8 protein-coding genes and 1 pseudogene are annotated in these 23,453 nt (G+C 59.1%); 3 read left to right on the top strand and 6 right to left on the bottom strand.

All coding sequences use genetic code 11. The annotated features are described in order from the left end of the window. A pseudogene (locus SQ11_RS17935) lies at positions 1–278 on the bottom strand (hypothetical protein); the annotation flags it as partial. Positions 279–1,004: 726 nt separating this feature from the next. After that, positions 1,005–2,282 (bottom strand): glucose-1-phosphate adenylyltransferase, encoded by a 1,278-nt coding sequence (locus tag SQ11_RS14780; protein ID WP_232298025.1) that lies wholly within the window; start codon positions 2,280–2,282, stop codon positions 1,005–1,007. A gap of 193 nt (positions 2,283–2,475) precedes the next feature. Between SQ11_RS14780 and glgX the strand changes: the two genes are divergently transcribed. Further along, positions 2,476–4,575, top strand: coding sequence for a glycogen debranching protein GlgX (glgX, locus tag SQ11_RS14775; RefSeq protein WP_041514962.1), 2,100 nt, complete (start codon positions 2,476–2,478; stop codon positions 4,573–4,575). A gap of 58 nt (positions 4,576–4,633) precedes the next feature. On the opposite strand, the gene SQ11_RS14770 is transcribed toward glgX, so the two are convergent. From SQ11_RS14770 to treS, 4 genes are all read right to left on the bottom strand, one after another. Next, a complete protein-coding gene (locus SQ11_RS14770) occupies positions 4,634–5,605 on the bottom strand; it encodes a DedA family protein/thiosulfate sulfurtransferase GlpE (protein WP_041514961.1) in 972 nt (323 codons plus the stop codon). Positions 5,606–5,992: 387 nt separating this feature from the next. After that, the gene (locus tag SQ11_RS14760; protein WP_041514959.1) at positions 5,993–11,173 is read right to left on the bottom strand and encodes a malto-oligosyltrehalose synthase; all 5,181 of its coding nucleotides are present in this window, start codon (positions 11,171–11,173) and stop codon (positions 5,993–5,995) included. Between the two features lie 57 nt (positions 11,174–11,230). Further along, on the bottom strand, positions 11,231–13,120 hold the full coding sequence (gene treZ / locus SQ11_RS14755) for a malto-oligosyltrehalose trehalohydrolase (protein WP_232298024.1): 1,890 nt from the start codon (positions 13,118–13,120) through the stop codon (positions 11,231–11,233). A gap of 8 nt (positions 13,121–13,128) precedes the next feature. Beyond that, a complete protein-coding gene (gene treS, locus SQ11_RS14750; RefSeq protein ID WP_041514957.1) occupies positions 13,129–16,437 on the bottom strand; it encodes a maltose alpha-D-glucosyltransferase in 3,309 nt (1,102 codons plus the stop codon). A gap of 483 nt (positions 16,438–16,920) precedes the next feature. Here treS and SQ11_RS14745 point away from each other — a divergent pair, with 483 nt between their 5' ends. Both SQ11_RS14745 and SQ11_RS14740 read left to right on the top strand, forming a co-directional pair. Continuing rightward, positions 16,921–21,684 carry a glutamate synthase-related protein gene (locus tag SQ11_RS14745; RefSeq protein ID WP_052494293.1) on the top strand — a complete coding sequence of 1,588 codons (4,764 nt, stop codon included), beginning with the start codon at positions 16,921–16,923 and terminating at the stop codon, positions 21,682–21,684. Positions 21,685–21,761: 77 nt separating this feature from the next. Continuing rightward, positions 21,762–23,240, top strand: coding sequence for a glutamate synthase subunit beta (locus SQ11_RS14740; protein WP_041514956.1), 1,479 nt, complete (start codon positions 21,762–21,764; stop codon positions 23,238–23,240). Positions 23,241–23,453 lie beyond the last annotated feature (213 nt).

Genomic DNA, 23,453 nt, shown 5'->3' with positions numbered 1-23,453 from the left:
GAAGGAGAACGCACACTGGGCTCCTTTTCAGGCGCAATCCAGTTGTCCCAGTAACTAGACCTACCATACAACGGAGAAGGTGCGGGAGTGATAGCTTCTGGCGGCGGGGGCGGCGGCGGCGCTGTGGGTGCCATGGTGATCGGAGCGTCTGGGCCAGGGGCCTGGACATGAGGTTCAGGCGCGGGGCCATTAGCAGCCGGTGGCTGCGCCATGCTTTCGTTAACGCCCAAGCCAAAAAGCATCAGCATAACAATGATTCTAAACCGGTAAGTACTCATTTTATATATACCTCCACGGTTATCTACGCTATCGCGTAGATGATGCGTTGATATCGTCTTTTTGGGATTTATTAAATATTTTCCTCTCTTCCATTACGTAAGGGTAATGTCACTCAGTCCCGACTCATTAATCCCGCATGAAATTGCAATCGGTTGATCTATAAGGTTTTGCGCATGCGTATTGACATTAATAATATAGTTGAGTAAAATATATAATCCCACCAGTGTTCCTTCTAGTCTTGCATAAACATAGCTTCCCTATTTGATAGGGCGTATTTTAAATAAGCAACTTTTAATTATCTGTGCGGTAACACGCTTAGTGGGTCTAACCGGCGTGGAAGATAAAAGAGAGTCTCAAAGCCCCCTAATGCGCGGCTCGTTGCAGCGAATAACTATTCACTGTCTATCTGCAAGATGCTGTGCGTGAGCAGCGAGTAATGGGTCGAGTAACACAAAGGAGCCTCACCTTCGGGCTCTCACGCAACGGTATGTGAATCTCTCGTTCATACCGCTCCTATCGTTCAGACGTTCCAGCGTAGGTGATGGGCCAAGAGGCAAGGTGGTTGCGCTGTGTTCACTTGTCGAACGCATAGTGAAGGAAAAGACTTGCCAACAAAGGACTGATGACCCCGCCTCGCGGCGTGCCCCTGCCCCTCGGCAGGCAAGTTCCATCTTCCAATCATCGTATCGGCGCGCCTTGAGCCATCTTTCGATGGCTCGCCACATCTAATCGGAATATCCGGCACTCGTCCTCCATTCTTCCCTGGAATAGTAGCGCACATCGCCCAGAGGCACGATTACCAAGCCGCCCTCGGTTACGTGATATTTCTCCCGATCGCGTGCAAGATCGAAACCGATTTCCGTACCCGGAGGAATCACGTTATGCCGGTCAACGATCGCGTGACGCAGCTTCGCTCCACGCCCGATGCGTACATAATCCATGATGATGCAGTCTTCGATCTGCGCACCCGGCTCAACCGTGACTTCCCTTCGGAGGATCGAATTGCGTATTTTCGCGTGTCTTATGATGTTCGCCGCACCCAACAGGACATTGTCGAGTTCGCCTTGCATTACCCAGGAGGTCGGTCCCTGGTAATAGCTGGAAAAAATCGGCCATTGTGGGTTGAAAAGATCAAAGCGCGGCTCCAGGCCGAGCATGTCCTGATGCGCCTCGAAATAAGTATCCAGCGTTCCCACATCGCGCCAGTAGCTTTTTTCCTCATAGGGCTTGGTATCAGGCACTACGTTGGTTGCAAAGTTGTAGGCAAACACCCGATGGGACTGGGACAGGCGCGGGAGCACATGATGGCCGAAATCAGTCGCGCCATCCTTGTGCGCATCTTCCAGCGCCGTCCTCAGGAAGTCCGCGTTGAACAGATAATTGCCCATGGATGCGTATGCGTGTTGCGGATCGTTTGGCATCGGCTTCGCTTTTTCGGGCTTCTCCTGAAAGCCGGTAACGCGTCCCGACGAATCGGTTTCGATAATGCCGAAATTCGAACCCTGCTCCAGCGGCACGGGAAGCGCGGCCACGCTGATATCCGCGCCGTTCTCGCGATGGAAGCGTACCATCTGCTGGATATCCATGCGATAGATATGGTCCGCGCCGAAGACCGCCACCAGGTCCGGCCGGTGCATGTCCATTAGATTCAGGCTTTGGTACACGGCATCCGACGTGCCGCCGAAGAGTGTACGGTCCGGTGTCATCTGCGGCGGCACCACCGTGACGAACTGCTCGGAAAATAGGGTGGAAACCGTCCATGCCTTGCGGATATGTTCGATGAGGGATTGCGGTTTGTATTGGACCAGGAGATAAATTGAACGAATGTCGGAGTTCACCAGATTGGTGAGGACGAAATCCACGATACGATAGCGGCTGCCGAACGGAACCGCCGGTTTACAACGATCTGCCGTCAATGGCCGCAGGCGCGAACCCTCGCCACCGGCCATGACAAAGGCCATGACTTTTTTCCGGTCTCTTCTTTCCCGCATATCGTAGTTCACCGTTCATACCTCCTGGTCAACACGCTAATTCTGTTATAGCCCATATTCCCGCGGTTTTCTGCTAGAGTGGGAACCAATAAGTCGAAAAATTCGCATCCTATTCCTTTACTCAATCCATGCCCATCGTTCCTGCCCTTCATACGCTCCATACGCCTGCGGGAAGCCGGGTATCGCTGCAAAGCCGGTGGTTCCAGTGAAAGTCTGGCCCGGAAATCCCTATCCGCTCGGAGCCACCTATGATGGTTCGGGAACAAACTTCTCGCTGTTTTCGGAAGTTGCCGAGCGTGTCGAGCTTTGCCTGTTCGATAAACTGGGTTGCGAAATCCGGACTGATCTGCCTGAGAATGCGGGTCATTGCTGGCATGGCTACTTTCCTGGCGTCGGGCCGGGACAGCGCTATGGTTTTCGGGTACATGGGCCGTGGGCGCCCGAGCAAGGCAACCGCTGCAATCCAGCCAAGCTTTTGCTCGATCCCTATGCCAAGGGCATTGACGGCGAGATTCGCTGGGACGAAGCAGTATTCCCTTACCCCTTCGCAGACCCAAATGCGCGCAATGATGAGGACAGCGCTTCCTTCATGCCCAAATGCGTCGTCCTGCAACCTTTCTTCGATTGGTCGGGGGACCGCCAGCTGCAACGGCCCTGGCACGAAACCGTTATCTATGAACTGCATGTCAAGGGGTTTACGGCACAGCATCCGGACATCCCGCTCGAATTGCGAGGCACCTACGCAGGCCTCGCGCATCCCGCCGCCATCGGACATTTGAAGCAGCTCGGCATCACGGCGGTAGAGTTGATGCCGGTGCATTATTTTGTGCATGAGAAACACTTGATCGACCAGGGTTTACGCAACTACTGGGGCTACAATTCCATTTCCTATTTCGCGCCGCATAACGACTATGCGGCCGATAAATCCCCAGGCGCCGCCAGCGCTGAATTCAAGCAGATGGTTAAGGCCCTGCACCAGGCCGGCATAGAAGTCATCCTCGACGTGGTTTACAACCACACCGCGGAGGGTAATCATCTTGGGCCGGTACTCTGCTTCAAAGGCATCGACAATGCCTATTATTACCAATTGGTGGCGGACGATCGTCGCCATTATATGGACTACAGCGGCACCGGCAATGGCTTCAATATGCGACAGCCCCATGTGCTGCAACTGATCATGGATTCGTTGCGTTACTGGGTGCTGGAAATGCATGTGGATGGCTTCCGCTTCGATCTGGCCTCCGCTCTGGCGCGCGAATTGCATGAAGTGCAAAAATTGTCCGCCTTCTTCGACCTCATTCAGCAGGATCCGGTCATCAGCCAGATCAAGCTGATTGCCGAACCCTGGGATCTCGGCGAAGGCGGTTATCAGGTTGGCAATTTCCCGCCGGGCTGGTCGGAATGGAACGGCAAGTATCGCGACTGTCTGCGAGATTTCTGGCGCGGCCATGAAGAGACGCTAAGCGAGTTCGCGCACCGTTTCACCGGTAGCCCGGATCTCTATGCCGGCAACTCGCGCAACCCTTTTGCCAGCATCAATTTTGTCACCGCGCACGACGGCTTCACGCTCCACGATCTGGTGTCCTACAATGACAAGCACAATCCGGCCAACGGCGAAGATAATCGCGATGGCAGCGACGACAATCGTTCCTGGAACTGCGGCGTCGAGGGTCCCACCGACGATGCCGGTGTGCTTGCGCTCCGCGCCCGGCAGCAGCGCAATTTTCTGGTCACGCTCATGTTGTCGCAAGGCGTGCCCATGCTGCTCGCGGGAGATGAATTCAGCCGTACGCAGCAAGGTAACAACAATGCCTATTGCCAGGACAACGATATTTCCTGGATTGACTGGGGCCGAATTGATCAGGATTTATATGAATTCACCAAGCGGCTCGTCGCTTTCCGCCACGTCCATCCGGCCTTTCGCCGCCGCCGCTGGTTTCAGGGTCGGGCCATTCATGGTGCGGACTATAGCGACATTGCCTGGTTCAGTCACACCGGCGAACAGGCGAGCGAGGAGCCATGGGGTGGATGGCTCGCCAAAAGCCTGGGAATTTTCATCAATGGCGAAACTATTCCCAACCCCAACGCCCGCGGCGAACCGGTTACCGACAACAGTTTCTACCTTATCTTCAATGCTCACTACGAAGGGCTGGATTTCATCCTGCCTGCGACTCGCTGGGGTCGAAGCTGGCTGCATGTGCTCGATACTGTCCAGGGTTGGGCCGAGGATGCCACACCGCTTCAGGCTGGCGCCAGGCTGACGGTGGCGCCGCGGTCGATAGTGCTGTTGCTGCGGCAGGACTGACTGGCTCGTAGCGGATGTTACCCGGTGGACACCGTAACCGTGTACCGGAACGTGCCTCTCAAGGGGGGGCGGTTTGCCGCCCTTTAATTTCCCTTTCGCCAAATGCCCCTGATTCGACAGAGTACCCAGCAGCAATCCATGCATCGACGCCGCCGGCCAATGGCCGCACGTGGCTGTAACCCATTTGCATAAGCTGCTTTGCGACCCGTGCGGCAGAAGCCTCATTCGGGCACGCGCAATACACAACGACTTCGCCATCATACGTGGCGCCGAGGGCAGGAAGGGTCAAGTTTTCGACCGACATCGTTATCGCACCCGGAATACGGTTTTCATCTTGAGAGAGCGTGGAACGCACATCAATGATGGTGGGCGCAGCGCCTTGCTGCAGCAACTGGTGAAGTTCATCGACCGATATACGCGCCATGCGCAACGATTTCAGAAAGCGGTCACGTTGCCACCATTTTCTCGCGATAAACGCGAGCAGCGCTATGCCGATCAAGACTAAACCCCACATGCCCAGATGTTGGAGGACGTTCAACAGGTCATCTATGGTCGTACTAAATAGCGAACCCAGATAAATCGCCGATCCAGCCCAAAGCGCAGCGCCCACGCTGTCGAAGAATATAAAACTGGTGCGCTTTGTCCCGAGGGCGCCAGCGAGCGCACTGGCGATCGAGGCGAAGCCAGGAATAAACTTGGCAACCAGCAAAGACGAAGCTCCCCAACGCAGATACACCAATTCGGTCTGCCTCACGCATGAGTCCGGTGACAGCGAAATACGGCAAAGCGTCCCCATTACCTTTCGTCCATAACGTCTTCCCGCCAGGTACCACGTGAAATCGGCGATTAAAGCGGCAAGCACGGCGATGAACAATAGCAAAGGCGCCGAATAGCTGGTACGTTCCAGCAAGGCGCCGGTGACGACCAACATGGGGTAAGCCGGCAGTGGCGCACCCAATTGTTCGATGAGCACATTGAAGAATACGACGGTAAGGCCGTATTGTTCGACCAGGTGTAAAAGAGAATTCATCGTAGCCTCAAATGCAATACCTGTTGAAAGAGATTGGCTTGATAGGCAGATCAATAGCCAAGCCAAGGCAAGGTGAGTACCACCAAAGGTGCGCCATCGTCATCGTATTCATGGACACCTCAAAACCGCGCGTGTCCGGCTTCCTAGTCATGTTGCGCCTGGGCGATTCGGCTTTGCTGTGGCCGATGAAATTCGACTAGAGCGGAATTTTCTCGGTGAACAGCTCGCCGCCGAGTAGAATGACCCGGCTACCGGCCGTCAGATGTAGCTCGAAGTGCTCACCCTGCGTCCTAGATAGGCCCAGTTCATCGGCGGCAAACTGTTAGAGCGCTGAATAGGTCAATTCCCAGCAAAGACGAATACAACTTAGCCGTGCGCAATGGATCTTCACGAAGTTTCATTGCGACCGTCCCCTGTGCCGTGCGCCCGCAATAGCGCATAGGGAAATGTCCCGAATAGCTGAGCCAGGGAAAATCCATGCGTTCCGGCCAGTGTCTGCAAGCTGAAGGCTTCGCCGGTCAATATGTTGTCCCATTTCTCGTGCATGCGTTCCGGCGGTAATTCGAGCCAGGTGTCGCCCCACACGGATTTACCGACCGGCATCCGGCCATGTTCTCCCAGCAGCCCCCCCAGCAGGCGCGGTACCATGACCAGCAGGGTCTCATCCCCGAGATGCCGGGCGAAGGCGCATACTTGCTGCGCGCGCGCTCCGTGCGCTTTCAACGGCAGATAGCCGCCGTCACGGAAAAGCAGTTCGCATTCGCGGCGGAATGTCAGCGTCCGCCAAGTCAGATAGAGCTTGATCCGGCCATCCTCCGGGTTCTCGATCAGATGTTGCGCGCACGTCGCCGCACCTTTTTCGGCATGCATGGTCTTGATTGCCCGCAATGCCGCATGCCGCGCCGCATAGTCCACCGTGCGCCGGTTGTCCGGGTCTACTAGGCTGAAGTCCCATACTTCATTGCCCTGATAGATGTCGGGTACGCCCGGTGAAGTGAGTTTGAGCAGCAATTGCGACAGGCTGTTGAAAGCGCCCACGCGTGCAATGCGCTCCTGGAACGGCAAAAAATCACGCAAGAACAGATTGGCGTGCCCGGAGGAGAGCAGCGCGCGTACGAAATCGCGCACCGCCTCTTCATATACGGTGTTTGGATTGATCCAAGAACTATGTTCCTTCGCCTCGCGCCCAACCTTCAGCATGTAGCCTTCCACGCGCTCGGAGAGCCGTGCCAGCTCCACCGGGTCTGGCGTGCCGGACTGAGCCGGGCTGGTAGACCATACTCCAAGCAGTGTCTGGTAAAGCAGATATTCGTCGTTGCGGCTCGGCGCGTACCCCGTCTCCAGTTTGCGGCGGCTGCCGCGGTTGAGTTTGCTCCAGCGGGAAAGTGCGCGATTCCATTCGTCCGGCATCTCGGAGAGTACACTGATACGCGCCCGTACATCCTCGGAGCGTTTGTTGTCGTGGGTTGATGTGGCCAGCAGGGCGTGCGGCCAGCGGCGTGCCCGCTCCTGATTTTCCCGGTGGAATGCCGCCAGTGATACGCCAAAGCGCTGCGGCTCGCCGCCGACCTCGTTCAAGGATACCAGCCGGTTGTACTGATAGAAGGTTGTGTCTTCCACCGCCTTGGCTGTCACCGGGCTGGTGTACTGCTGAAACTTCATGGCGAAGGCGCACACCGCATCATGCTGCGCCTCGCCCTTCCCCTGGGCATGGAGCGCCAGCAGCACATCATGCACAAAATCGAAAATGCTGGTGTCCGCCGTCTGGCTGCGCTTCTTCGCGACTCCGACGGCCCAATCCACATAACGGGTGTCTTCCGCTGAAGCTTCGCAACCGGTGATATAGGTACGATAGACCGGGAAGCTCGCCACGATCTCGGCCAGGGCGCCGCGCAGGCTGTTGAAGGTGAAATCGCAGGTACGGCGGTTGCTTTTTGCGATGCGTGTCAGTTGAGTGGCCAGCACCTGCAGTTCCCCCGCCAGCGAGGTTTCCATGATCAGGTGCTTGTTTGCCCGCACGATCCTGTCCAGGTCGGGGCGTTCCCGGATGAAGCCTTGATAGAGCCGGGTAAAATGATCGGCGGCGGCGCCGTCGACAAGGAGTCCGCCACAAACCGCCGCGAAGTCATAGCCGGTGGTGCCGTGGATCGGCCATGACTCCGGAAGATGTTCATGGGACGCGAGAATCTTTTCCACCACCATATACAGGCACTTGGGGTTCTCTTCCGCTGTTTGGGGAGACAGCGCCGCCGCCATCGCCTGCAAGCGCCCGAAATACTCCTCCGGTGCGTACAAGCCGTCCGGATGATCGATGCGCAGCCCGTTCACATCACCGCGCGCCAGCAACTCGCGCACCAGATGGTGTGTATGCTCGAACACCTCCGGATCTTCCATGCGCAGCGCCGCCAGCTCATTGATATCGAAGAAACGGCGATAATTGATCTCATCCGCCGCCGCGCGCCAGAAAGCCAGACGGTAGGCCTGGGCCTCCAGCAGTTCATGCAGCGGATCAAAATTTATTGTATCCGGTGCTGTGCCATTGAAGGTTGCCACATTTTCCTGGATGAACTGTGCGATATCGGCGCTGCTGGCAAATAGCGAGCCCAGGTGGCGCTTGTGCATTTCCTTGTCGCGGGCGCGTTCCGCGATCGCGCCGGGAGACGCGCCGTCGCGCGGCGGCAGATGGCTAAAGGCCGTGATCAGGGATTGGAGCTGCAGAAAGTCGGCGTGCTCACCCCCCAGTCGTGTCCGCAGGCGTTCCAGGCCGTGACCCAGGATGCGCGGATACTCCCGTGGGTCGACCGGGAAACGGTGTTCGTAATAGAACATACTGAATGCGCCTTGTTCCGCGTTGAACACAAGTTTGAGTTCGCCGCTCTCCAGAATCGCGCCGTAGTGGTCGCCAAGCACCGGCAGCAGAATCCGGCCCGGCAGGTCCCCGCCAAGAAGATACCAGTCGATATCGAAATAGCTGGCGAACCGGGACGCCGGGCCATTCTCGAGCACATCCAGCCACCAGACGTTGTCGGTGCCCATGATGCCCATGTGATTGGGTACCACGTCCATGATCTGGCCCATTCCATGCCGTTTCAATGCGGCGACAAATTGTTCGAAGTCTTCGGTGCTGGCGATCTCCGGATTAAGGCCGCCATGATCGGTAATGTCATAGCCGTGGCGACTGCCGGGGCGGGCCCTGAGCAGCGGCGACAAGTAGCAATGACTGATCCCCAGCTCATCCAGATAGGGAAGCAGGGCGGTTGCCTGCTTCAGGTCGAAGTCACGATTCAATTGCAGCCGGTAAGTCGCCCGGGGGATCCACAGCTTCACCTCTCTCTTGATTTCGCCCCCGCCGGGGCCTGGTACGTGCAATACCGGCCGCTCCCGGCGCAGGGCGAGCGCTATCCCTTGCAGGAAGGCGCTGCCTTGCCATTCCTCCAGATTGAGCGGCATCTTGAGCCGCCAGCAAGGGTAGGCTGGCTCCACCGTGCCTGGCACATTCGGCTGCTCACGCACGCCGAAACCATCTTCCATCTGTACCAGCAGCAGTTTGGATGGTGCGCGCGCCAGATAGGTATACACTGCCGCCGCCAGCTCCGCCGTCATCTCCGGGAAACCGACCTGATGTAAGCCGCTGCCTGCCGGCAGCACGCCTTCGCTTTCCAGCGCCACCAATATCTGCGCGCGATCCGCGGCGCGCTCGACGATCTGCCGATTCCATGCGTCATCGTCAGGAAACAGATGCCGTTCCTGGCGCAAGTCGATATCCAGCCCTTGCCAGAATCCGGCCAAGGTCGGCAAATCATGCGTCGTCACCGCTGTTACGGCATTCACCGGATACTCCTTTGGCGGCTTCAGCCGACCGTCCCCGCGCCGCTCGAAATACAGCAGCCGTGTCGACATCACGTTCATGGGTTGTAAGGCCTGGCGCACCTCGTCCGGTACGGTGCCCAAATCCTCTCCCACCACCAGGCATTGGTTGCGCTGACTTTCCAGGGCGAGAATACCCAGCAAATCCTCGAACGGATAGCATACGTAGGCGCCTTCCGCAGCAGGCAGATCACGTGAGACCCAGAACAGGCGGCGTAAACCCATGATATGGTCCTGCCGCAATGCTCCCGAATCGCGCATGTTGGCGCGCAGCATCTCAATAAAAGGCGCGTAGGCCGCATCAGTCAGTTGGTGGGGAATCCAGGGGGGTAGACCCCAGTTCTGGCCGAGAAGATTGAAGTCGTCCGGCGGCGCTCCGGCACTGGCGTCCAGCGCAAAGAGTTCCCGCCGTGCCCAGGTGGCACCGCCGCCATCCGCGACGCCAATCGCCAAATCCATCATCATGCCTATGCTGAGTCCCAATTCCGAGGAGCGCGTCCCGGCGGCGCTTAGCTGTCTTGAAGCCTGCCACTGCAGGTATTCGAAGAATTCCACCCGGTCGAGGCGGGCATCAAGAAAAACCGCCACCTCCGGCGCATGCGGGTCGCGGTAGGCTTCCGGCCATGCGGGCCAGCCCCACGCCGTGCTATCCTGCGCGCGGAAATGCTCCTGCAGCGCCTCGAACAGTGCCTGTTTGCGCAGGCTCTCGCCACGTTCGGCTTGGAAACCGCGGAAGGCGCGCGCCCGGATGGTATCGCGGGCCAAGTGCCGGGCGCGAAAATGCCGGTACAGATATTCCAGGACTTTGGATTTCGCCTCCGCGGCACCGCGATAATCCACCTGTTCAGCGGCGCGAAGCGCGCGCAGTTGCGCCTGGAACTGGGGCGCGGCCACGATCGCGCGCGCCTCCTCGCACTCGGCAAAATCGGCAATGGCCTCCACATCCAGGTAAAGTGTGTTGAACCAGGCACGATTGGAGGGGCTGTATGGGCTCGCATGCTCCGGGGCGTCCGGGAATAGCGCGTGAAGCGGATTGAGCAGCAGCGTACTTGCGCCCGCCTGGGCGCAGAATTCGATCAGGCGGCGCAAGTCGCTGAAGTCTCCGATGCCATAATTATGCTCGGAGCGGATACCGTAGAGCTGAGCCGCGAAACCCCATACCCGCCCTTCGCCCTGAATCGCCGGCGGTTCGTAGCACACGGCGGGCGCGACTATCATGGGCATCTCGCCAGTGAGGCCATGCCCATCCGCCGGTTTAATCGAGAAGCGGTGATAGCCCGGTTCCACGATAAGATCCAGTACCAGCATCCGCCGCGCTAATTCCCGGCCGTCGAGTTGGCAGCGCTCCGCTTCGTGCAGCGCTGCCGGAGTGAACTCGCCTCTGTCCTCGGCGCCGGATTCTCTGCGCAGGCACCAGCGATAGACCCGCTTATCCTCGCACACCGGCAGGGCGATAGCGATGCGGTGCGGCCGCTGCGATTCGCGCACCACCTGTACCGGCGATAACGGCCGTTCCCACTTGCGCCGCTCGAAAGCATGCAGCGATGCGGCGGTTTCTTCCCGGGTATTCGCCGCTACCCCCATGGCGGCGAGCAGGGCGCGCTTCGCAGCCTCGGAAGTGTAATGGGCGTTGCCCCAGATATCGCTGTACCATGGCAACACTCCATACCGGTCGCATAATTGGTCAAGCGGATCGCTCATGCATCTCCTTTAGGCCGGATATTTCACGATGGTGGGTGGCGCAAACCGGATTTCATCCTATTCAGTGGCGATTTTTGGGGTGCGGGTTATGATTCCGGGCTCGGACGGTGTTTCGAGCATCCACACTACGGACCATGGGGCGAGGATGTCTTCCGTTACCGCTGCCGAGGCGAATACGGTCTGTCCGGCTGGAACGGTTCCTTGAATGTCCTTCCCCGAAAAATTTGCCAGCAGCCGCAGTGTCGAACCGTCGCCGAGCTGCCACCCCACCCGCAGGCCACCTGGCGCGAACACCTCGAATTCCGCAGGGTGCCCTTCCATGCCGCGCAGGCGTGGCACAATCACCTCTCGCCGCAACGTCAACAGGCGCCGGTAATATGCCAGCCAGTCCGCTGGCGCATCGTCCTTGAGCGAATGCCAATCCAGTTTCGAGATAAGAAAGGATTGAATGGCATTTGGGTCAGGTATGGCCGCCTGCGTCGCCGGATCGGCGAAGCGCGCGAACCGGGCAAATTCGCGCCGGCGGCCTTGCGTTACCGCTGTGCGTAGCTCATCACCGAAATCGCAGAAGAATTGAAAAGGCGACTTCGCGGCGAATTCCTCGCCCATGAACAGCATGGGGATGCCCGGCGCCAGCAGATAGACAGCTGTCGCCGCGCGCACGGCGTGCGCCGGCGCAATATGCGTGATGCGCTCGCCGAACGCGCGATTGCCCACCTGATCGTGACATTGCAGGAAGCACACAAAGGCTTGTGGCGGCAGGTGCGCGCTGGTCTCGCCGCGCCTTGCATGGTCGCGATAGGCGGATGCTTCTCCCTGGTAAGCAAATCCTTCCGCCAGGCAGCGTCCGAGATGGCGGATCGGTTCATCGGCGTAGTCCGCGTAATATCCATCCGTCTCGCCGGTGGCGAGAACGTGCAGCGCATGGTGGACGTCGTCATTCCATTGGGCGGTATACTGGGTGACATTGGGTGCCGAGCTTTGGGTGATACAGGGGCCGCGACCGAGATAGCGCACTTCGTTGGCGTCGTTCTCCAGAATCAGATGCACTTGGCGTTCGGGGCCGATGCTTGCATGCACACGCTCCGCCAGCTCGGTGAGGATGTGTGGTTTGGAAGCATCGATGATTGCATGCACCGCATCCAGGCGCAGGCCATCGAAGTGATATTCGTGCAGCCAGTATAGTGCATTGTGGATGAAGAATTCGCGCACATTCCGGCTGCACGGGCCGTCGAAATTGATTGCCGCGCCCCATGGAGTATGGTGGCGCTCGGTAAAGAATTCTTTCGCGTAGACGTGAAGATAATTCCCTTCCGGCCCGAAGTGGTTGTACACCACGTCCAGCAGCACCATCAGGCCTCTTGCATGGGCGGCCTGAATCAATGCCTTGAGGTCTTCCGGACGGCCGTAGCGGCTAGTCGGCGCATAGGGCAGTACGCCATCATAGCCCCAGTTGCGCGTACCCGGAAAATCAGCTACCGGCATCAGTTCGATCGCCGTTACACCCAGTTCCGCCAGGTAGTCCAGCCGTTCCGCCACCCCCGCGAAGGTTCCCGCAGGCGAGAACGTACCCACATGCAGTTCGTAGATCACAGTCTCTTCCCAAGGGCGCCCGCGCCACGCTGCGTCTTGCCAGTCGAAGTTTGCCGGATCGATCACCTCGCTTGCGCCATGCACATTGTCCGGATTGAAGCGCGAGGCCGGGTCCGGCACACGCAGGCCTCCGTTCACCTCGAACTGATAGCGTGTTCCGACGCCAACATGAGGCGCCGTAAGTTCGAACCAGCCACCTCCGCGCGCAAGCATGGGCAGGGCTTGCTCATGCCGCGCCCGCTCGTGAGAGACGCACAGGGCCGCCTGTTCGCAGCCGGGCGCCCATAGACGGAAGCGTACACCCTGTTGCGTGATCTGCGTGCCATAAGGCATGTCATGGGATCGTGTAAGCAAACTTACCTCTATCGTCTTCGCTGGCAGAGCTGGATCAGACGCTGCATGGCGGGATGGGCCGATTTCGAACGCTGCGTGAGCGCGCGGGTCACGTCAGTGGCGGCTTTCTCCACCATGAACAGTGTAACCAGCGTATCCGCGGCCCGTGCGTCGGACGGAAACAAGGCATGTGCTTTCATCGCCCTGCGATAGCTCTTGAATAAATCGCGGCTTGCCAGCGCTTGCCAGTTATCCACCTGCTGCTGCAGCGCACTGCCTGTTTCGGGGGAATTGGCCGTTACATGATCCAAGGCTGCCGCCGCTACCTCCGAAAATGAAAGCAGCATCCCCGCTACATCGCGCAGCGGCGTGTGCTTCCAGCGGCGCTCCGTCCAGTCCCGTCCAGGCTCGCCACCGTAGTTGGTAATCAGGAAATCGTTGTTTGACAACCATACCTGGCCGAGATGATAGTCACCGTGATAACGCGCTTTAGCGGCCCCAGCTCCCTCAGGGTACGCTGCCGTATGCATGACGCGCCGGTAGAGCCGGGGCCGGGCCGCCACCAGACTGTTACCGAGCGCCTGCGCCGCCTCGGGTAGCCGCGGCAATTCCGTTTCCAGCAACTCGTACATCATGCCCAGCTGTATGTGTGCGCTGTTCACCCATGCGGTGACGTCGTCCCCGGTGACGGGCTCGCTGCCAAATGCCCCGGTGGCGTCCGGTAGCGCGAGCGCTTGATGAAATTCCGCAGTGCGCAGCCCCAGGGTCCTGATCAGTTCCATGTAGGCGGCATGGCGCGCGTCCGGCGGGTGCTCTGGCCTTGCCAGGCACTCGTCCAGGAAGCGCTCCAGATAGTCCAGCGTATACGCCCAAGCATTGCCCTGGTTTTTCCCGTAGCGCTCCAGGATCGCCAGCGTGGCGCGATGACCCTCGCCATCCGAGTACTCCACCGTGCCCGCCAGTTGAGTCATGTGGGTAAACTTTGCCGTCTCGGTGAGAAATCGCGACACCTCCAGCTCTGGGTGTACTCCCGGAAGCAGCCACCGGTAGCCCTTCAACACCAGATGGTCACCCAGATTCACCACCAGGCGTCCGCGCTCGGATACGGTACGTGTCACCGTCGCCCCATCCGCTGGATACGTGAAGCCGGGAAAAGCAAGAGTCGCCTCGAATCGCAACTGCCCGCTGCCAAACGCAACGGTTGAACCAGCCTCCATGCTCGATACCACCGCATGGCAGAATCCATCGTCCCAGAATGCATCGAACAGGATCCCTATGCGCGCGCGCCGCCGCACCTTGGCCAGCGTGGCATGCAGCAGCGCGTTGATACGGCTTTCGTCGTCATCCTCCCACGCCAGTGCCAGCGGGATGGCGTAGCGATGCGATTCGCCATTGGTGAGTGTCAACACCGCGGTGGCCAGCAGCCAACTGCCGGATTCCGTGGACCACTCGCTCATTTCGCCAAGCTCGAATTTCTCCGTCGCCGCATCTTTATCCAGGAACCATGGCTGGGAACGGAAGTAGCGCGGAATGATCTGGCGCTCCAATTGGTCCCGCGCGCGGCGCACCATCAGCTGGTTCACGCCCTCGCGGTCTTCCGTATGGCCAAAAAGGGTATGCCACCCCAGATCTACCAGTATCAGCACGGGCAGATCCGGCGGTACCGGGCGCTCTTCGTGCCAGACCGGCGCGTCCACATCCGTGGCCAGGCGGAAGGCATAGAACCCGTGGCCGCTCAAGGTGAGCAGATACGGCAATTGGCCGACGGGGGGGAATTTGCTGCGGCCCATCAATTCCACCGGCACCCGGCCCTTGAAAGGGCTCAAATCCAATTCCACCGCCTGTGGCGCGCGTGACAAATTGGCCACGCACAGGATGATTTCATCCTCGTACTCGCGCAGATAGGCAAGTATCTTGCGATTGCCCGGCCGCAGAAAACTGAGCGTGCCACGGCCGAAGGCGCGTTGCGCCTTGCGCATGGCAATCAGCCGCCGCATCCAGTTGAGCAGCGAGGAAGCATTGCGCTGTTGCGACTCGACATTGACCGCGCCGAAGCCGTAAACGGGATCGACGATGGGCGGTTGAAACAGGCTGTCAGGATCGGCGGTGGAAAAGCCGCCGTTAAGCCCTCCGCGCCACTGCATGGGCGTGCGGACACCGTTGCGGTCGCCGAGCAGAAAATTGTCGCCCATGCCGATCTCGTCGCCGTAATAGAGGATGGGCGAGCCCGGCATGGTCATGAGCAGCAGGCTCATCAGCTCAATGCGGTGCCGGTCGTTCTCCAGCAGCGGCGCGAGCCGGCGGCAGATGCCAAGATTGAGGCGTGCGTCAGGATCGATCGCATAGGTCTGGTTGAGATAGTCCCGTTCGCGATCGGTGACCATCTCCAGGGTCAGTTCGTCGTGATTGCGCAGGAACACCGCCCACTGGCAGTTATCCGGGATGTCCGGGGTCTGCTCCATGATTTCCACGACCGGATGGCGGTCCTCCTGCGCAATGGCCATGTACATGCGCGGCATGAGCGGAAAATGAAAAGCCATGTGGCACTCGTCGCCGCCGCCAAAATACTCGCGCACGTCTTCCGGCCACTGATTTGCCTCCGCCAGGAATATGCGGTTACGGTAGTTGTTATCCAGTTCGGCGCGCATGCGTCTGATCACCGCGTGGGTTTCGGGCAGGTTTTCGTTGCTGGTGCCCTCGCGCTCGCACAAATAGGGCATTGCATCGAGGCGCATGCCATCCACCCCGGCGTCGAGCCAAAACCTCATTACATGCATGATCGCCTTGAATACATGCGGATTGGCAAAATTCAGGTCCGGCTGGTGCGAGAAAAAACGGTGCCAGTAGTAGGCTTGGGCTTCCTCGTCCCATGTCCAGTTGGATTTCTCCGTGTCGCTGAAGATGATGCGGGTTCCGCCGTATTTGGAATCGGTATCGCTCCAGACATAGAAGTCCCGCTTGCTTGAACCCGGGGGGGAACGCCGCGCCGCCTGGAACCAGGGATGCTGATCGGACGTATGGTTGATAACCAGTTCGGTGATCACGCGCAAGCCACGGCGATGCGCTTCGCCGATGAATTTGTGAAAATCCGCCATTTCGCCGACAGCCGGGTGGATATTATGATAATCTGCGATATCATAGCCGTCATCGCGTCCCGGCGATGGATAGAACGGCAGCAGCCAGAGCGTATTCACACCCAGCTCCTGCAGATAGTCGAGCTTGGAGATCAGGCCCGGAAAATCTCCGATGCCATCATTGTTGCTGTCAAAGAATGTCTTGACGTGCAGTTCATAGATGATGGCATCCTTGTACCACAGCGGGTTGTCTTCTTGTTCCATAGCGTGCTTTCTTTTTGTGCTGGATTCGGCGCATTTCGCTTTTGTGCAAGCCTATGGTAGGGCATTTACCCGCTCCGCGCCATGTTCAGGTTGAGCGGAGGCCGAAAGGTGCAATGGAATACTTGCCCAACTTATCAATGATGACGCTCTCTTATTGCGGAATATGTGCGGTAGCGTACGGAGATTCTCGATGAATGTCGCGATATTAACTTCATATTTAGCGCATGCGGCCGATAGTCGGGGACAGAGGCATCTGGTAAAACAGTGATGGGTATGCGCGGATCAAACTCTGGCCTGGGTATCGAGGCTTGTCAGCTACCGGATTTGGATTAGCAGGTCCGAGTCGATCTGGATTTTTGTCGCTGTAGCGAATAGCGGCTTACTTTACGGTTTTTTGGAACGTCCGCAGCTTCAATTATGTTATTCAGTGATATGAGCGATATTGGCTTGCCAGGGACACTCCATGGAGTGGATGGCGGCACCATGCCCCAGGTAAGCGCCGGATATACCTCTCGCGAAGAACTCAGTCTCGCCGCTTCGCAAGGCCTGTACAGTCCGTCAAACGAGCACGACGCTTGCGGCGTCGGTTTCGTCGCCCACATCAAGGGTGTGAAGACTCATGGCATTGTCCAACAAGGCCTCAGAATCCTCAAGAATCTCGACCATCGCGGTGCGGTAGGCGCCGACAAGCTCATGGGCGACGGTGCCGGCATCCTCATCCAAATCCCCGATGAGTTCTACCGCGCTGAAATGGCGTCACAAGGGGTTACGCTGCCATCACCCGGCGGGTACGGCGTCGGCATGATCTTCTTGCCGAAGGAACATGCCTCGCGGCTGGCCTGCGTTCAGGAGGTCGAGCGGGCGATCAGGGCGGAAGGGCAGGTGTGCCTGGGTTGGCGCGACCTCCCGGTCGACAAGGACATGCCGATGTCACCGACGGTGCGGGCCAAGGAACCTATCATACGCCAGGTTTTTATCGGTAGTGGGCCGGACGTGATCGTGCCGGATGCCCTGGAGCGCAAACTCTACGTGATTCGCAAAACAGCATCGAGCGCGATTCAGGCACTGAAGCTTACGCATGGCCGTGAGTACTATGTGCCGAGCATGAGTTGCCGCACGGTCATTTATAAGGGCCTGTTGCTGGCGGACCAGGTAGGCAGGTACTACACGGATCTACGGGACCCGCGGGTAGTCTCCGCGCTGGCACTCATTCACCAGCGCTTTTCGACCAACACCTTCCCCCAGTGGTCGCTGGCCCATCCCTACCGCATGGTGGCGCATAACGGCGAGATCAACACCGTCAAGGGCAACTTCAACTGGATGCGCGCACGTGAGGGCGTAATGAAATCGCCCGTATTGGGCGACGATTTGAAAAAGCTTTACCCGATCAGCCTGGAAGGCAAGTCCGACACGGCGATCTTCGACAACGTGCTGGAATTGCTGACGATGAACGGCTATCCGCTTGCCCATGCCGCCATGATGATGATCCCGGAGGCCTGGGAGCAGCATGCCAGCATGGACGCGCGCCGCCGTGCGTTTTACGAGTACCATGCTGCCATGCTGGAGCCTTGGGACGGTCCGGCCGCGATGGTCTTTACCGATGGACGCCAGATTGGTGCCACGCTCGACCGCAACGGCCTTCGGCCGGCGCGCTATATCATCACGGATGATGACCTGGTCGTGATGGCTTCCGAATCGGGCGTGCTGCCGATTCCCGAAAGCAGAATCATCAAGAAGTGGCGTCTTCAGCCCGGTAAGATGTTGCTGATCGACCTCGATCAGGGCCGCATTATCGATGACGAAGAACTGAAGAACCGGCTCGCTTCGGCCAAGCCTTACCGCCAATGGATAGAGAGCGTGCGCGTCAAGTTGAGGGACATACCGGTCGAGCGCGAATCACCCGCCTATGACGAAGCCTTGCTCGATCGCCAGCAAGCCTTTGGCTACACGCAGGAGGATCTGAAGTTCCTGCTCAGCCCGATGGTTATCGGCAGCGAGGAAGGAGTCGGTTCAATGGGCAACGACTCTCCACTTGCGGTGCTATCCAACAAGAATAAGCTGCTCTACAATTATTTCAAGCAACTCTTCGCCCAAGTCACCAACCCGCCGATCGACCCGATCCGCGAAGCGATCGTGATGTCGCTCGTGTCATTCATCGGACCCAAACCCAACCTGCTCGATATCAATGCCATCAATCCGCCGGTACGGCTGGAGGTACTCCAGCCGATTCTAGACTTCGATGATATGGCGCGGCTGCGCTATATCGAGAAGCACACGGCCGGGAGGTTCAAGTGCCATGAGGTGGATATTACCTACCCGCTCGAGTGGGGTGGTAAAGCCGTTGAAGCCAGGCTTGCGTCGCTGTGTGCCGAGAGCGTGGATGCAATCAAGTCTGGCCACAATATTCTGATCATCAGCGACCGCCGGATGAATCGCGACCATGTTGCAATCCCCGTTCTGCTCGCGCTGTCCGCGATTCATCAGCATCTGGTGCGCGCAGGCTTGCGCACTGCCGCTGGCTTGGTAGTTGAAACGGGCTCGGCGCGCGAGGTCCACCACTTCGCCGTGCTGGCGGGTTACGGCGCCGAGGCGGTGCATCCCTACCTCGCGATGGAAACCCTGGTTGCCCTGTGCAAGGAGCTGCCTGGCAACCTTACTGCAGAGGAGGTGATCCATCGTTATGTCAAGGCAATCGGCAAGGGTTTGTCGAAGATCATGTCCAAAATGGGCGTGTCGACCTATATGAGCTATTGCGGCGCGCAGCTTTTCGAGGCCATCGGCCTGGACAAACCACTGGTCGACAAGTTCTTCTGCGGAACCGCCAGCCAGATCGGTGGCATAGGCGTGTTCCAGGTTGCCGAGGAAACGATCCGCATGCACCGGCAGGCATTCGGCGATGACCCTGTATTGGCGGACATGCTCGACGCTGGCGGGGAATATGCCTGGCGAGTGCGTGGTGAAGAACACATGTGGACACCCGACGCGATTGCCAAGCTGCAGCATAGCACGCGCGCCAATAAATTCGAAACCTACCAGGAGTATGCGCGGATCATCAATGATCAGTCGCAGCGTCACTTGACCCTGCGTGGCCTGTTCGAGTTCAAAATCCAGCCGGGTAATGCGATCCCGCTCAGTGAGGTCGAGCCGGCCGCGGAAATCGTCAAGCGATTTGCCACCGGCGCAATGTCGCTGGGCTCGATTTCAACCGAGGCGCACGCAACGCTTGCTGTGGCGATGAGCCGCATCGGCGGCAAGAGCAACACCGGCGAGGGAGGCGAAGATCCGGCCCGGTATCGTGATGAGCTCAAAGGCATCCCCATGAAGGAGGATACCCGGCTCAGCGGTGTGATGGGCTCCGCGGTCGCGGCCGACTATGCGCTGGAGGGGGGCGACTCGCTGCGCAGCAGGATCAAGCAAGTGGCCTCAGGCCGTTTCGGCGTGACGACCGAGTATCTGGTCTCGGCCGACCAGATCCAGATCAAGATGGCGCAGGGCGCCAAGCCCGGCGAGGGTGGCCAACTGCCGGGAGGCAAGGTGTCCGATTACATCGGCATGCTGCGCCACTCGGTGCCCGGTGTCGGCCTGATTTCGCCGCCGCCCCACCACGATATTTACTCGATCGAAGACTTGGCCCAGCTTATCCACGATTTGAAGAACGTGAACCGGCGTGCCAGCATCAGCGTCAAGCTGGTTAGCGAGGTGGGTGTCGGCACCGTTGCGGCAGGCGTCGCCAAGGCCAAGGCAGACCATGTGGTGATCGCTGGCCACGATGGCGGCACCGGCGCCTCGCCCTGGACTTCGATCAAGCACGCCGGCACACCCTGGGAGCTGGGGTTGGCCGAGACGCAGCAGACCCTCGTGCTGAACCGCTTGCGCTCCCGTATTCGCGTGCAGGTAGACGGCCAAATCAAGACTGGCCGCGATGTCGTCATGGGCGCCCTGCTGGGTGCCGACGAATTCGGCTTCGCGACGGCGCCACTCGTGGTCGAAGGCTGCATCATGATGCGCAAATGCCACCTTAATACCTGCCCGGTAGGCGTAGCGACGCAAGATCCGGTGCTGCGTGCCAAGTTCGAGGGCCGGCCCGAGCATGTCGTCAATTTTTTCTTCTTCATCGCCGAAGAAGCGCGCCAAATCATGGCGCAGCTGGGTGTCCGCAGATTCGACGACCTGATCGGCCGCTCCGAGTTGCTCGACACCAGCAAGGGTGTCGCCAACTGGAAGGCACGCGGCCTGGACTTCAGCCGCATCTTCCATCAGTCTGCCGCGCCTTCCAGCGTGCCGCGCCGCCAGACCGAAGAGCAATATCACGGCCTTGCCTGCGCGCTCGACGTCCGGCTGATCGAGAAAGCCATGCCCGCACTCGAGCGCGGCGAGAAGGTGCAGCTCATCGAGGAAGTCCGCAATGTCAACCGCAGCGTCGGCGCCATGTTGTCAGGAGAGGTGGTGCGCCGCCATCCCGCAGGCCTGCCGGACCAGACCATATTCATGCAGATGGAGGGTACGGGTGGCCAGAGCTTCGGCGCTTTCCTCGCCAAAGGCATCACCATCCACCTGATTGGTGACGCCAACGACTACACGGGCAAGGGCCTGTCGGGCGGCCGCATTGCCATTCGTCCCAGTACCCAGTTCCGGGGCGAAGCAACCAGTAACATCGTCGTCGGCAATACCGTGCTTTACGGGGCAACCAGCGGCGAAGCCTTCTTCCGCGGTGTTGCCGGCGAACGCTTCGCGGTGCGGTTGTCGGGCGCGACCGCGGTAGTGGAAGGCACCGGAGATCATGGGTGCGAATATATGACCGGCGGCACGGTAGTTGTGCTGGGACGGACAGGCCGCAACTTCGCCGCGGGCATGAGCGGTGGCATTGCTTACGTGTATGATGACGATGGCCAGTTCGCGCAGCGATGCAATACCTCGATGGTGTCGCTGGAGCAGGTAGAGAGCGCCATCGACCAGGAGGCGAGCGTTGATCGCCGTTTCTGGCACCAGGGTCAAGCCGATGAAGTATTGCTCAAGAAGCTGCTCGAAGATCATCATGCATCTACGGGCTCGCTGCGCGCGCGGCACATCCTGGATCAATGGACTGAATGCCGCAGCCGCTTCGTCAAGGTCTTCCCGAACGAGTACAAGCGCGCGCTGGGCGAGCTGAACGCATCCAAGAGTGATCAGTATGTCGTCGTCGGTACGAAATTGCCTGAAAACAGAAGCAGCGCTGTTTTCGGCGGAATGACAGCAGCCGCAAAGTAGCGTCCCTCCGGGTGACCCCGGATTTTGCCCGGCTTTGCGTCCCGATTTCCAATGTAGCAACACGGAGCCCACGCACCATGGGAAAAGATACCGGCTTCATGGAGTATAAACGGCTGGAGGAGAGCCATGCCCCGGTTGCCGAGCGCGTCAAGAACTACCGGGAATTCATCATCAGTCTGAATGAGGCCGATGCCAAGGTGCAGAGTGCGCGTTGCATGGATTGCGGCACGCCATTCTGCAACAGCGGTTGTCCGGTCAATAACATCATTCCGGACTTCAATGACCTGGTGTATAAAGCCGACTGGAAGAATGCCTGGACCGTGCTCGACTCGACCAACAATTTCCCCGAGTTCACGGGCCGCATTTGCCCGGCCCCTTGTGAAGCCGCATGCACGCTGAACATCAATGATGACCCGGTGGGCATCAAAAGTATCGAGCGCGCCATCATCGATCGTGCCTGGGCCGAAGGGTGGGTCGTTCCGCGTCCGGCAAAGATCAGAACCGGCAAGCGCGTGGCGGTGGTGGGTTCAGGTCCCGCCGGCATGGCGGCCGCGCAACAACTGGCGCGCGCAGGACATGATGTTACCGTGTTCGAGAAGAACGATGCGATCGGCGGCCTGCTGCGCTACGGTATCCCCGACTTCAAGATGGAGAAGTCGCGCATCGACCGCCGCGTCGAGCAGATGCGGGCCGAGGGCGTGGTGTTCCGCACCGGTGTGATGGTCGGTGCGCTGCCCGAAGGCAGCAAGATTATCAATTGGGCAACGGAAGTGATCGCTCCCGCTCGGCTCAAGGTGGAATTCGATGCGGTGCTGCTCGCTGGTGGCGCCGAGCAGTCGCGCGACCTGCCCGTGCCTGGACGCGAACTCGAAGGCATCCATTTTGCGATGGAGTTCCTGCCGCCGCAAAACAAGGTCAACGCCGGTGGCAAGGTAGGGGATCAGTTGCGCGCTGATGGCAAGCACGTTGTGATCATTGGCGGCGGCGATACCGGCAGTGATTGTGTGGGCACCTGCAACCGGCACGGCGCAAAAAGCGTGACGCAGTTCGAGTTGCTGCCCATACCGCCTGAACGCGAGCACAAACCCCTGGTATGGCCCTACTGGCCGATCAAGCTGCGTACCTCGTCAAGCCACGAAGAGGGCTGCGAACGTGAGTTCGCGATTGCCACCAAGGCGTTCATTCCCGGTGAGGGCAGGGACAAGGGCAGGGTCGTTGCGCTGAGATCGGTTCGGGTTGAATGGCAGGGGGGCAAGATGGTTGAAATACCGGACACCGAGAAAATCATGCCTGCCGATCTGGTGTTGCTCGCCATGGGTTTCGTCAGCCCGGTGACGACCGTGCTCGATGCTTTTGGCGTCGCCAAGGATGCACGCGGCAATGCGCGTGCCACGACCGATGCCGCCGGCGGTTACAAGACCGATGTCGACAAGGTTTTCGCGGCTGGCGACATGCGCCGCGGCCAGTCACTAGTGGTCTGGGCGATCCGTGAGGGCCGCCAGGCGGCACGCGCGGTTGACGAGTACCTGATGGGTGAGAGCACGTTGCCACGCTAGCAGCCGACGGGCTGCTAGCGTGGCGAATAGCAGCAAGAGGTAAACTTTTTTGCATTCCATAATTGAAATTCTGATCTGGAGGAAAAAATGATCGCAACCGATGTTCTTAAAATGATCCAGGACAACGAAGTCAAATTCGTTGATCTGCGTTTTACCGATACCCGCGGCAAGGAACAGCACGTGACGCTTCCGGCCCATGCCTTGGATGCGGAC

This window comes from Nitrosospira sp. NpAV, from assembly GCF_000832065.1.
GTDB lineage: Bacteria > Pseudomonadota > Gammaproteobacteria > Burkholderiales > Nitrosomonadaceae > Nitrosospira.
The sequence above is the reverse complement of the archived record's forward strand: the minus strand, read 5'-3'. Positions and strand labels throughout refer to the sequence as shown.

Bases quoted from the DNA above. Each gene is read 5' to 3' on its own strand.
- SQ11_RS14770 (WP_041514961.1), bottom strand. From the start codon at position 5,605: ATGAATTCTCTTTTACACCTGGTCGAACAATACGGCCTTACCGTCGTA.
- SQ11_RS14760 (WP_041514959.1), bottom strand. From the start codon at position 11,173: ATGAGCGATCCGCTTGACCAATTATGCGACCGGTATGGAGTGTTGCCA.
- treS (WP_041514957.1), bottom strand. From the start codon at position 16,437: ATGGAACAAGAAGACAACCCGCTGTGGTACAAGGATGCCATCATCTAT.
- SQ11_RS14745 (WP_052494293.1), top strand. From the start codon at position 16,921: ATGCCCCAGGTAAGCGCCGGATATACCTCTCGCGAAGAACTCAGTCTC.
- SQ11_RS14740 (WP_041514956.1), top strand. From the start codon at position 21,762: ATGGGAAAAGATACCGGCTTCATGGAGTATAAACGGCTGGAGGAGAGC.